11 protein-coding genes are annotated in these 11,152 nt (G+C 70.6%); 6 read left to right on the top strand and 5 right to left on the bottom strand.

The features are described 5' to 3' along the window. Window positions 1-33 precede the first annotated feature (33 nt). The 4 genes from ACAM52_RS25920 to ACAM52_RS25935 are packed head-to-tail and all read left to right on the top strand — an operon-like array spanning window position 34 to window position 3,547. A complete protein-coding gene (locus ACAM52_RS25920; RefSeq protein WP_369644952.1) occupies window positions 34-852 on the top strand; it encodes an enoyl-CoA hydratase-related protein in 819 nt (272 codons plus the stop codon). Window positions 853-859: 7 nt separating this feature from the next. After that, on the top strand, window positions 860-2,017 hold the full coding sequence (locus ACAM52_RS25925; RefSeq protein ID WP_307636079.1) for an acyl-CoA dehydrogenase family protein: 1,158 nt from the start codon (window positions 860-862) through the stop codon (window positions 2,015-2,017). 58 nt (window positions 2,018-2,075) lie between these two features. Continuing rightward, complete coding sequence (locus tag ACAM52_RS25930; RefSeq protein WP_159278759.1) at window positions 2,076-3,332, top strand: 6-phosphofructokinase; 1,257 nt, start codon at window positions 2,076-2,078, stop codon at window positions 3,330-3,332. Further along, window positions 3,329-3,547, top strand: a complete 219-nt coding sequence (locus ACAM52_RS25935) for a cysteine-rich CWC family protein (RefSeq protein ID WP_159273620.1) — start codon at window positions 3,329-3,331, stop codon at window positions 3,545-3,547. Before ACAM52_RS25930 ends, ACAM52_RS25935 begins: the two co-directional genes overlap by 4 nt. Here the strand turns inward: ACAM52_RS25935 and ACAM52_RS25940 are convergent. After that, window positions 3,538-4,842, bottom strand: coding sequence for a putative zinc-binding metallopeptidase (locus ACAM52_RS25940; RefSeq protein ID WP_369644953.1), 1,305 nt, complete (start codon window positions 4,840-4,842; stop codon window positions 3,538-3,540). The two genes, ACAM52_RS25935 and ACAM52_RS25940, sit on opposite strands and share 10 nt — an antisense overlap. A 131-nt stretch (window positions 4,843-4,973) precedes the next feature. Between ACAM52_RS25940 and ACAM52_RS25945 the strand changes: the two genes are divergently transcribed. Further along, window positions 4,974-6,464: a DHA2 family efflux MFS transporter permease subunit gene (locus tag ACAM52_RS25945; protein ID WP_159278761.1), complete on the top strand. Its 1,491-nt coding sequence runs from the start codon at window positions 4,974-4,976 to the stop codon at window positions 6,462-6,464. A gap of 137 nt (window positions 6,465-6,601) precedes the next feature. Continuing rightward, the gene (locus tag ACAM52_RS25950) at window positions 6,602-7,687 is read left to right on the top strand and encodes an ABC transporter substrate-binding protein (RefSeq protein ID WP_369644954.1); all 1,086 of its coding nucleotides are present in this window, start codon (window positions 6,602-6,604) and stop codon (window positions 7,685-7,687) included. A 21-nt stretch (window positions 7,688-7,708) separates the two neighbouring features. Here the strand turns inward: ACAM52_RS25950 and ACAM52_RS25955 are convergent, their stop codons facing one another. The 4 genes from ACAM52_RS25955 to ACAM52_RS25970 all read right to left on the bottom strand — a co-directional run bounded on the left by ACAM52_RS25955 (window position 7,709) and on the right by ACAM52_RS25970 (window position 11,142). Then, the gene (locus tag ACAM52_RS25955) at window positions 7,709-8,128 is read right to left on the bottom strand and encodes a hypothetical protein (RefSeq protein WP_369644955.1); all 420 of its coding nucleotides are present in this window, start codon (window positions 8,126-8,128) and stop codon (window positions 7,709-7,711) included. A gap of 61 nt (window positions 8,129-8,189) precedes the next feature. Further along, window positions 8,190-8,960 (bottom strand): SDR family NAD(P)-dependent oxidoreductase, encoded by a 771-nt coding sequence (locus ACAM52_RS25960; RefSeq protein WP_369644956.1) that lies wholly within the window; start codon window positions 8,958-8,960, stop codon window positions 8,190-8,192. Continuing rightward, entirely contained in the window at window positions 8,957-9,754 is a 798-nt protein-coding gene (locus ACAM52_RS25965) for an SDR family oxidoreductase (protein WP_369644957.1), read from the bottom strand. Before ACAM52_RS25965 ends, ACAM52_RS25960 begins: the two co-directional genes overlap by 4 nt. Continuing rightward, window positions 9,751-11,142: a transaminase gene (locus ACAM52_RS25970; RefSeq protein ID WP_369644958.1), complete on the bottom strand. Its 1,392-nt coding sequence runs from the start codon at window positions 11,140-11,142 to the stop codon at window positions 9,751-9,753. The genes ACAM52_RS25965 and ACAM52_RS25970 overlap by 4 nt, the downstream gene beginning before the upstream one ends. Window positions 11,143-11,152: the final 10 nt, after the last annotated feature.

An 11,152-nucleotide genomic window follows, 5' to 3' on the forward strand; every position in this document is an offset into this window, starting at 1 on the left:
GCCCATGACCACCACTTCCGGCGCAGTGCTCGCATGAATGCGCCGCAACAAACCCAACCCTGTATCCTGTGCGAGCAGGCCGATGGCATCGCCACGCTCACGCTGAACCTGCCGCACAAGCTGAACCCGATCGCGAAAGACCTGCAGGTCGAACTGCGCGACGCGCTCGAGCGCATCCGCGACGACCGCACGGTGCGCGCCGTGATCCTCACGGGCGCCGGCAAGGCCTTCTGCGTGGGTGCCGACCTGAGCGCGATGGCGCCGCCCGGCGAACCCGGCCAGACGCTCGGCGACCAGACCGCCGAGTGGATGCAGAAGCTCAGCAACCCGCTCATCGAGACGCTGCGCACGCTGCCGGTGCCGGTGGTGGCAGCAGTCAATGGCCCGGCGGCCGGTGCGGGCGTGGGCCTGGCGCTCGCGGCCGACGTGACCATCGCCGCGCGCAGCGCCTACTTCTACCTGCCCTTCCTGCCCAAGCTCGGCATCGTGCCGGACCTGGGCTGCACCTGGGCCATTCCACGCCGCGCCGGCCGTGCGCGCGCGATGGGCATGGCGCTGCTCGACGAGCGCCTGAGCGCCGGGCGCGCCGTGCAGTGGGGCCTGATCTGGGCCTGCGCCGACGACGAGCAGCTGATGGACGAAGCCCGCGCCATCGCGCAGCGCCTGGCGCGCCTGCCGGCGCATGCGGTGCTCGAAGCGCGCGAGGCCTTCGAGGCCTCGGAGCACCACACGCTGAAGGAACAGCTGTACTACGAGAGCGAGCGCCAGCGCGCGCTCATCGACCGCCCCAGCTTCCGTGAAGGCGTGAGCGCCTTCCTGCAGAAGCGTCCTCCTGTTTTCGAAACCCGCTGACGTCCCCATGACCATCGAACGCACCCTCTTCACCGCCGACCACGAGGCCTTCCGCGACAGCTTCCGCCGCTTCATGGACAAGGAGATCGCGCCCTTCCACGACGACTGGGAGGAGCAGGGCTACGTGGACCGCGCCGTCTGGTCCAAGGCCGGCGAGAACGGCTTCCTGTGCATGGCGCTGCCCGACACCTACGGCGGCGCGGGCGCCGACCTGCTCTATTCGGTGATCCAGTTCGAGGAGCTGTGGGCACGTGGCTTCACGGGCATCGGCTTCGGCCTGCACAACGAGATCGTGGCGCCGTACATCCTGCGCTACGGCACCGAGGCGCAGAAGCAGCACTATCTGCCCAAGCTCGCCAGTGGCGAGATGGTCGGTGCCATCGCCATGAGTGAGCCCGGCGCGGGCAGCGACCTGCAGGCCGTGAAGACCAGCGCCATCCGCCAGGCCGACGGCAGCTACCTGCTCAACGGCAGCAAGACCTTCATCACCAACGGCTGGCACGCCGACCTGGTGATCGTGGTCGCCAAGACCGACCCGGCCGCGGGCGCGAAGGGCACGAGCCTCTTTCTCGTCGAGCGCGGCATGCCGGGCTTCGAGAAGGGCAAGCGCCTGAAGAAGCTGGGCCTGAAGGCGCAGGACACGTCCGAGCTGTTCTTCAACGACGTGCGCCTGCCCGCCGAGGCGCTGCTGGGCGAGGTCAACCGCGGCTTCGTCTGCCTGATGGAGCAGTTGCCCTGGGAGCGGCTGCAGATCGCGATCAGCGCGGTGGCAGCGTCGCAAGCGGCCATCGACCACACCGTGGCCTACGTGAAGGAGCGCAAGGTGTTCGGCCAGCCCGTGGGCAACTACCAGAACACACGCTACACGCTGGCCGAGCTGCAGACCGAGGTGCAGGTGGCGCAGGTGTTCGTCGACAAGTGCATCGAGCTGCTCATGGCCGAGAAGCTCGACACCGCCACCGCGAGCATGGCCAAGTACTGGACCAGCGACTTGCAGTGCAAGGTGATGGACGAGTGCGTGCAGCTGCACGGCGGCTACGGCTTCATGTGGGAGTACCCGATCACCCGCGCCTACGCCGACGCGCGCGTGCAGCGCATCTACGGCGGCACCAACGAGATCATGAAAGAGGTGATCACGCGCGCGATGGGCCTCGGCGGGCGCTGAAGCGCCCCGCATTTGGCACCACTGGCGCCATGGAAAGGGCTGCGGGAGAATGCCGCGCATGCCCCTCCTCAACGCCTTCTACGCCCAGTCGGGCGGCGTCACCTCGGTCATCAACGCCTCGGCCTGCGGCGTGATCGAGACGGCGCGCCAGCACCCGGACCGCATCGGCACGCTCTATGCCGGGCGCAACGGCATCCTCGGCGCGCTCACCGAGGACCTGATCGACACCAGTGCCGAGCCGGCCGAGGCGATTGCGGCGCTGCGCAGCACGCCCTCGGGCGCGTTCGGCTCGTGCCGCTACAAGCTCAAGTCGCTCGAGAAGAACCGCCGCGAGTACGAGCGCCTGATCGAGGTGTTCAAGGCGCACGGGATCGGCTACTTCTTCTACAACGGCGGCGGCGACTCGGCCGACACCTGCTTCAAGGTGAGCCAGCTGTCGCAGTCGATGGGCTACCCGCTGCAGGCCATCCACGTGCCCAAGACCATCGACAACGACCTGCCGCTGACCGACTGCTGCCCGGGCTTCGGCTCGGTCGCGAAGTACGTGGCGGTGTCGACGCTCGAGGCCTCGTTCGACGTGCGCTCGATGGCCGCCACCTCCACCAAGGTGTTCGTGCTCGAGGTGATGGGCCGCCACGCCGGCTGGATCGCCGCGGCCGGCGGGCTGGTGGCCGACCATGGCATTCCGGTGGTGGTGCTGTTCCCCGAGATCGAGTTCGACGCGGCCCGCTTCCTGGCGCGCGTCGATGCCATGGTGCAGCAGCACGGCTACTGCTCGGTGGTGGTGTCCGAGGGCTGCCACCACCCCGACGGCACCTTCCTGGCCGAACAGGGCGCGCGCGATGCCTTCGGCCATGCGCAGCTCGGCGGCGCGGCGCCGGTGGTGGCGCAGATGGTGAAAGAGGCGCTGGGCCACAAGTTCCACTGGGCGGTGGCCGACTACCTGCAGCGCGCGGCGCGCCACATCGCCTCGGCCACCGACGTGAAGCAGGCCTACGAGCTGGGCCAGCGCGCGGTCGAGCTGGCGCTCGAAGGCCGCAATGCGGTGATGCCGACCATCGAGCGCACGAGCGACGTGCCCTATGCCTACACGCTGGGCGCGGCGCCGCTCGAAGCGGTGGCCAATGTCGAGAAGCCGATGCCGCGCGACTTCATCTCGGACGACGGCTACGGCATCACCGAGAAGTGCCGCCGCTACCTGCTGCCGCTGATCGCCGGCGAGGACTACCCCGCCTACCGCGACGGCCTGCCGGTGTACGCGACGCTGCGCAACGTGGCGGTGCCGAAGAAGCTGCCGGCCTTCGCGCTCGCATGACGGTGGTCATCGACACCGCGCGCTGTCCGCTGTGCGGCGAGGCGAACCGCTGCGCGATGGAGGTCGAGCGCGAGACCGGGCAGGCGCAGCCTCCCTGCTGGTGCATGGCCGCCGATTTCTCGCTGGCCCCGCTCGACACGCTGCCGCCGGCACTGCGCGGCCAGGCCTGCATCTGCGCGCGCTGCGCCGCAGGAAAGCCGCCGCTTCAGGACTGAGCGACGTCGCCCTGCGACTGGGACTGCCCCTGCGCAGGCTCGGCAGCTTCCGCCACATCCCCCGCCGTCACCATCGTCGGCGCCGTGCCGCTGCGCTGCGCGGTGACCACGCCGTGGATGAACTGCAGCTTGCCCACCGCCGCGCGCGGCAGCACGAAGGGGTAGTAGTCGGGCTGGCCCATGCTGCGCGACAGTTCGTTGAGCATGCTGGTCAGCAGCACCCAGCCATTGATGAAGTCCAGAAACTTCGCGGCATCGGGATGGTCGGGCTGCCACAGGTCGGCGGCGGTGAACAAATCGTTCTGCAGCTCCACGTTGCTCGCGTCGATGCCGAAGCTCATCGCCGTGTCGGCCGTGTCGGCCATGTGCAGGTAGTGGGCCCAGGTCTCGGCCCAGTCTTCCCACGGGTGCATGCTCGCGTAGCTGCTGACGAAGCGCTGCGCCCAGTCGGGCGGCGGGCCCTGTTCGTAGTGCTGCTGCAGCGCGGCGCCGTAGTCGGCGCGCTCGTCGCCGAAGAGCACGCGGAAGTCGTCGATCCAGCGCGTGGGCAGCACCAGCAGGTCCCAGTAGTAGTGGCCGATCTCGTGGCGGAAGTGCCCCAGCAGCGTGCGGTAGGGCTCGTGCATCTCGGCGCGGATGCGCTCGCGCACGGCGTCTTCGGCCTCCTCGGCGTTGAGCGTGATCAGCCCGTGCTCGTGGCCCGTCATCACGTGCGGGGCGCCCGGCATGTTGCTGAGGAAATCGAAGGCCAGCCCGTGCACCGGGTCGGCATGGCGGCTCACCACCGGCAGGCCGAGCGCGAGCAGCTGAGAGATCAGGCGGCGCTTGGGCATCTCGAGCTTGCGCCAGAGTTCGCCGTTGGCCTCCACCGACAGGTCGGGGATGGTGCGCGTGACGCTGCAGGCCAGGCAGTAGCCGGGCGCCAGGCCCTGCGTGTCGGCCGGAATGGTCTCGCCCTCGCGCGGCTGCGCCACCATCCAGTTGCAGGCGGCCGGCGTCATGAGGTTGGCGCAGCGGCGGTAGGTGGCGCCGTGCGGATCGCCGAAAACGGTGAAGGTGTCGGGCAGCGCGCCCTCGCCTTCGGCCGGCGCCAGCGGCACCACGCCGAGCCGGTCGATCACGTAGCCCAGCGGCGTGTGGCAGGCCAGGCACTCGCTGTTGCGCAGGAACACGGGGCGCCCGCACTGGCAGCGGTAGGCGCGGCTGACGGTGGGCGCGGCGAGTTCGGCCGCGAGCGTGGGGACGGCGTCGGGCGCGGCAGGGTCGTGGACCGAGTCGGGGGTCGATGGATGCATGGCTTGTTCTTTGGAGACTTGACGCACAGGGGACAGCCGCCGCATTGTGCGACCGGCCCGCGCGCGGTCGACGCCGCAAACACCGATATGCTTGTAGGACGACGGACCCGCGACCGTCCCTGCGCCGCCCCATGACCTCCCCCCCAACACCCGACACGCCGCCCTCCATGGGCGCCCTGCGCGCCCGCTACGGCGAGCGCTACCGCTGGTACCTGCTGCTGTCGGTCATGGTGGGGACGATGGCGTCCATCATGTCCTCGACCATCGTCAACGTGGCGATCCCCGACATGAGCCACCACTTCGCGCTGGGCCAGGAACGCGCGCAGTGGGTGAGCTCGGGCTTCATGGTGGCCATGACGGTGTCGATGCTCACCACGCCCTGGCTGCTGTCGCGTTACGGCTACCGGCGCACCTACGTGGGCACCATGCTCCTGCTGCTGGCCGGCGGCATCGTCGGCGGGCTGGCCAACCACTACCCGCTGGTGCTGCTGGCGCGCGTGGCCGAGGGGCTGGCGGCAGGCGTGGTGCAGCCCATTCCGGCCATCATCATCCTGCGCGCCTTCGAGCCGCACGAGCAGGGCCGCGCCAGCGGCATCTTCGGCATGGGCGTGGTGCTGGCGCCGGCCATCGGGCCGAGCATCGGCGGCGTGCTGGTCGACCTGTTCGGCTGGCGCTCGATCTTCTTCATGGTGGTGCCCTTCTGCCTGGCCTCGATCTGGCTGGCCTACAAGTTCGTGCCCAAGACCGCGCCCGGCGGCGTGGCCGCGACGCGCGGCAGCGGGCTCGATGCGCGCGGGCTGGCGCTGGGCACCGTGGGCACGCTGTGCCTGCTGAACGGGCTGGTCGAGCTGCGCGGCGATTCGCCGCTGCAGGCCGCGTTGCTGCTGGCCGGCGCGCTCGTCGCCTTTGCCGCCTTCGTGTGGTGGCAGCACCGGCTCATGGCCTCGGGCGGCGCGCCGCTCATGAACCTCGCGCTCTTTCGCTACCGCCAGTTCGCCATGGGCAGCCTGGTCGCCTTCATCTACGGCACCGCGCTGTTCGGATCGACCTACCTGCTGCCCGTGTACATGCAGGTGGGGCTGCACCTGTCGGCCTCGCACGTGGGCACCACCCTGCTGCCGGCCGGCATCGTGCTGGCCTTCACCATCGCGGGCGTGGGCCGGCTGGCCGACAAGCAACCGACCTGGCTCCTGGTGAGCATCGGCCTGGCGCTGCTGGCGGTGTCGTTCGCGCTCATGGCCGTGCTGCGGCTGGACAGCCCGCTGTGGCTGCTGGTGGTGTTCGCGATCGTCGGGCGCATCGGGCTGGGCTTCATCCTGCCCTCGCTCAACCTCGGGTCGATGCGCCCGCTGGCCAAGCCGCTCATCCCGCAGGGCGCGAGCGCGATCAGCTTCGTGCGCATGCTCGGCGGCGCCGTGGGCGTGAGCCTGTGCGCCATCATTCTCGAATGGCGCCTGGCCGCGCACGGCGACTCGCTCGCCAACCCGGTGAGCACGCCCGCGCGGCTGGCCGCCTTCGACGAGGTGTTCCTGATGCTGGCCGGCCTGTGCGCGCTGGCCGTCTGCGCGGCCTGGCAGTTGCGCGAGCCGCCCGGCGAGGACACGGCGCAACACAGGGGGTAAACCCCGGCGGCGCGGGGACTCGCTTTCGCTTTCAATTGTTATCAGTTGTATCTAAAAGCGGAATCGGTTCCATGCATCGCAGACGTTTTCTCGCCGCCTCGGCCGCGGCGACGGCCGGACTCGGCCCCCTCCTTTCCTTGCCTTCCACCGCCCTGGCCGCCGAGAACGGCGTCAGCGACGGCGAGATCGTCCTCGGCCACACCGGCATCCTGAGCGGCCCGCTGGGCGTGCCGATCAAGGTCGTGATGGCCGGCGCCGGGCTGGCCTTCGACGCGGTCAATGCGCAGGGCGGGCTTGCGGGACGCAAGCTCAAGCTGATCTCGCTCGACGACGAACTCAAGCCCGAGAAGGCCGTCGCCAACTACGAGAAGCTGCTCGCCGAGCACCGCGCCTTCGCCTTCTTCGGCTGCGTGGGCTCGGGCACCACGGCCGCCGCGGCCAAGGTGCTGGGCCAGAGCGGCGCGCCGATGGTGGGCGGTTATGCCGTGTCGGACTCGGCGCGCGAGAAGGTCGCCGGCGCGGGTTATTTCGTGCGCGCCACCTTCGCGCGCGAGGCGCAAGCGCTGGTGCAGCACCTGAGCACCATCGGCGTCTCGCGCATCGCCGTGGCCTACCTGGACAACCCCGGCGGTGCCGAAGTGGCGCGGCTGGTCGAGGCGGCGCTCGACACGCTCAAGCTCAAACCCGTGGCGGCGGTGCCCGTCAAAGGCGACGGCACGACCAACGAGGCCGCGGGCAAGGCGCTGGCCGACAGCCAGGCGCAGGCCGTGCTCATGTACCTGGGCGGCGGCATCGGCGGCGAGGTCATGAAGAGCGCCTGGGCCGCCGGCGGTCGCCAGATGTTCTACGGCATGTCGATCGTGCCGGGCGACGTCACCGCCAAGCTCGTGGGCGACAAGACCAGCGGCCTGGCCATCTCGCAGATCGTGCCCTACCCCTGGAGCGAGGTCGACGCCACCGCGCGCGAGTTCCGCCAGCTGGCCGAGCGCGCCAAGGTCGACATCGGCTACCTCAGCTACGAGGGCTATGTGAACGCGCTCGTGATGATCGAGGCCCTGCGCCGCACCGGCCGCGACCTCACGCGCGCGAAGCTGCACGCCACGCTGAAGGCGATGAAGCTGCGCATCGGCAACATGGAGATCGACTTCACGGGTGCGAGCAACACAGGCTCGCGCTTCATCGAGATGGTGCGGGTGACGAAGGAAGGGCGCTTCCTGCGCTAGAGACAGAGAGGCCGGCGTCGCTCACAGCCCCAGCTGCGTGAGCGCCCAGGCCACCGTGCCCAGCTGCATCACGTTGAGCACCATGCCCGCGATATGGAGCTTGCGGAACTGCACGATCGACGTGTCCGTGGCCGGGATCGTGTGGCGCAGCAGGTCCATGCGCGGAATGATGAGCCAGCGGCGCAGCGCGAACGCCAGGCCGGCGATGAGAGCCATGCCGACCGCGAAGAAAGGCTTGCCGCACCACGCGTAGCTGAGCGCCGCCGCGCTCGCGGTGAGCACCACGGCCACGTAGTACACGTTGAACAGGCCGCGGATGAAGCGCGAATCCAGCGGGGTGTCGTGCGAGAGCACGAGCAAGGGCAGCGAGCCCATCATGAAGAACCCCATCCAGACCAGCAGGATGACGGTCGCCATGAGCGCAACGACGATGGGAAGCATCTTTGAAAACCCTCCGCGGCGCGCAAGCATACGCCCGGGCGGGCGTGGCGTCTCTCGGCGCTTACACGGCGCGTGCGGCGGCCGGCACCCGCGCCCCGCCATCGGCCACCAGCGCCGCGCCGGTCACGAACGAGGCTTCGTCGCTGGCTAGGAACAGGCACACGGCGGCCATCTCCTCGGGCGAGGCCATGCGGCCGAGCGCGATGCGCGCCACCGTCTGCGCGCGCGCGGCGTCCTCGCCGATGCCGCGTTCGGCGGCCAGGTCGCGCATCTCCTGGCGGCTCATGGGCGTGTCGACCCAGCCGGGGCACAGGGCGTTCACGCGCACGCCGTGCGGGCCGTAGACCTGCGCGGCCGAGCGGGTGAGCGCGACCACGCCGGCCTTGCTCGACGCATAGCTCGCCATGCCGGCGCCCGCGTTGAACGCCGCGACCGAGGCGATGTTGACGATGGCGCCGCCGCCCTGCGCCACCATGCCGGGCAGCACGGCGCGCTGGCAGCGCATGGTGCCGCCGAGGTTGACCTCGTGCAGCCGCTGCCAGTCGCCGTCGTCGATGTCGGCCGCGTCGTCGTTGCGCACGATGCCCGCGCAGTTCACCAGCACGTCGATGCGCCCGAATGCGGCCTGCACCGCGGCGACGGTGGCGCGCACGGCCGCGTCGTCGGTCACGTCGCAATCGAAGGCCGGGCCCTCGCCTACCGGCTGCGGACGCGGCCAGCCGGCCACGGCGCCGCGCGCGCCCTCGGCCGCGAAGCGCGCGGCCACGGCGGCGCCGATGCCGGTCGCTGCGCCGACGACGAGGCAGGCCTTGCCATGCAGGCGCGCGGTCATTCCGATGCCTCCGCGAAGAACGGGCTTTCAGGCAGCGTCGAGCCGCCATCGACCACGATCGTCTGCCCCGTGATGTAGCGCGCCGCCGGGCTCGCCAGGAAGCGCATCGCGTAGGCGATGTCTTCGGGCCGACCCAGTTCACCGGCCGGGATGTGGCGCGCGATGCGCGCGGCCTTGGCCGGGTCGGACAGCAGCGAGCCGCCCTGCTTGGCGATGTAGCCCGGCTCCACGCCGTTCACGGTGATGCCCTCGCGCGCGTACTCCAGCGCTGCGGTGCGGATGAAGCCGTTCACGCCGGCCTTGCTGGCCGCGTAGTGCGCGCTGCCCGGCATGGCCACGCGCGGGCCGGTCACCGACGAGGTGACGAGCAGCCGCCCGCCGCCGCGCGCGCGCAAGTGCGGCACAGCGGCCTGCGTGAGCCAGAAGCAGGCCTTGAGGTTGACGGCCAGCGTGTGCTCCAGCTGCTCGTCGGTCATCGCGTCGATGGCGGCCCACGGGTTGACGGCCGCGTTGTGGACCACGATGTCGAGCGCGCCGAACACGCGCACGGCCTCGGCCACCGCGCGCTCGGCTTCGTCGCGCCGGCCGATGTCGCAGGCCAGCGCCTGCGCCGCGAAGCCACGCGCACACAGTTCCGCCGCCACCGCCTCGCCCGCGCTGCCGGTGCGGTTGGCGATGAGCACCGAGGCACCGGCTTCGGCGAACACCTGCGCGATGGCCGCGCCGATGCCGCGCCCGCCGCCGGTGATCAGTGCGACCTTGCCCTGCAGGCCGAAGAGATCGGGCGTGCTCATCCCTTGCACTCCCGCACGAACTCGGCGAAGGCCGCGTTGTGCTCGTCCACCTCGCGTTCGGTGGTGCCGGGGCAGCACAGCATCATGTTGTGGAAGGGCGTGATGAGCACGCCGCGGTTCATCATGTACAGGTGCAGCAGCGCTTCGAGCTCGCCGTCGCGCGTGCGGCGCACGTCGCTCGCGTTGCGCGGCGCGTCGGCGCAAAAGAGCGTCTCCACGCGCGCGCCGACCTGCGTCGCATGCCACGGCAATCCCGCCGCGGCGATGCTGGCGTTGACACCTTCGGCCAGGCGCTGCGCGAGCACCAGCATGCGATCGAAGGCCTCGGGCGTGAGCACCTGCGAGAGCACCGCGCGCATCACGGCCACGGTGAGCGCGTTGCCCGCGAGCGTGCCGCCGAAGCCGGCGTGCGCCGACTGGCGCTTGGTCGGGTGCAGCTTGGGCAGCACCTGCCAGACGCGCTCGGCGGTCTCGGCGCTCAGCCCGAAGGCGGCGGCGGGAATGCCGCCGGCGATGGCCTTGCCGATCACGAACATGTCGGGATCGAGCCCGTGCTGTCGCGTGTAGCCGCCGGGGCCACTCGAGATGGTGTGCGTCTCGTCGATGACCAGCAGCGTGCCGGTCTCGCGCGTGAGGCGGCGCAGCGCGTCGTGAAAGCCGGGCGCGGGCGCGATCATTCCGTAGTTGGTCATGGCCGGCTCGGCCAGCACGCAGGCCACGTCGCCGGCGCGCAGCGCGCGCTCCAGCGCAGGCACGTCGTTGAACTCGACCACGGCCGACAGCTGGTCGTGCGGAAAGCCGTTGGGGTGGATGTCGTTGCGCATCGCGACGGCGCCGTCGCGCAGCTCCACATGCGCCTCTTCCACCGAGCCGTGGTAGCAGCCCGAGAACACCAGCACGCGCGGCCGGCCCGTGACCATGCGCGCCAGGCGGATGCAGGCGCGGTTGGCGTCCGAGGCCGAGGTCGTGAGGTTCCAGTACGGCAGGCCGAAGCGGCGCGACAGCTCTTCGCCGACCCAGGCCGCATCGTCGGTCGGCAGCATCAGCGAGCTGCCCACGCGCGCCTGCCGCGCCAGCGCCTCGACCACCGCCGGGTGGCCGTGGCCGCACATGCCGCCGGTGTCGCCCAGGCAGAAGTCGGCGTAGCCGTTGCCGTCCACGTCGACAAAACGCGCGCCGTAGGGCAGCTGCGCGTCCTGCACGTACAGCGGCCAGCCGCCGATCCAGCGGCGCATCCAGTGCGAGGGTGCGCCGTACAGCCAGGCCTGCTGGCCCTGCGCGAAGCGTTCGCCGCTGCGCGCGTGGGTGCGTGCGTAGCGGTCTTGTTCGGCCTGCATCAGGGCCTGCACGCGCTCGCGCGGCACGGTGGGTTCGAAGGTCGGGGTCATCGGGAACTCG

Origin of the sequence: Variovorax sp. V118 (assembly GCF_041154445.1) — a bacterium.
Lineage (GTDB): Bacteria > Pseudomonadota > Gammaproteobacteria > Burkholderiales > Burkholderiaceae_C > Variovorax > Variovorax boronicumulans.

Excerpts from the sequence above, each read along its gene's own strand:
- ACAM52_RS25920 (WP_369644952.1), top strand. The coding sequence starts at position 34 with ATGAATGCGCCGCAACAAACCCAACCCTGTATCCTGTGCGAGCAGGCC.
- ACAM52_RS25925 (WP_307636079.1), top strand. The coding sequence starts at position 860 with ATGACCATCGAACGCACCCTCTTCACCGCCGACCACGAGGCCTTCCGC.
- ACAM52_RS25930 (WP_159278759.1), top strand. The coding sequence starts at position 2,076 with ATGCCCCTCCTCAACGCCTTCTACGCCCAGTCGGGCGGCGTCACCTCG.
- ACAM52_RS25935 (WP_159273620.1), top strand. The coding sequence starts at position 3,329 with ATGACGGTGGTCATCGACACCGCGCGCTGTCCGCTGTGCGGCGAGGCG.
- ACAM52_RS25940 (WP_369644953.1), bottom strand. The coding sequence starts at position 4,842 with ATGCATCCATCGACCCCCGACTCGGTCCACGACCCTGCCGCGCCCGAC.
- ACAM52_RS25945 (WP_159278761.1), top strand. The coding sequence starts at position 4,974 with ATGACCTCCCCCCCAACACCCGACACGCCGCCCTCCATGGGCGCCCTG.
- ACAM52_RS25955 (WP_369644955.1), bottom strand. The coding sequence starts at position 8,128 with ATGCTTCCCATCGTCGTTGCGCTCATGGCGACCGTCATCCTGCTGGTC.
- ACAM52_RS25960 (WP_369644956.1), bottom strand. The coding sequence starts at position 8,960 with ATGACCGCGCGCCTGCATGGCAAGGCCTGCCTCGTCGTCGGCGCAGCG.
- ACAM52_RS25965 (WP_369644957.1), bottom strand. The coding sequence starts at position 9,754 with ATGAGCACGCCCGATCTCTTCGGCCTGCAGGGCAAGGTCGCACTGATC.
- ACAM52_RS25970 (WP_369644958.1), bottom strand. The coding sequence starts at position 11,142 with ATGACCCCGACCTTCGAACCCACCGTGCCGCGCGAGCGCGTGCAGGCC.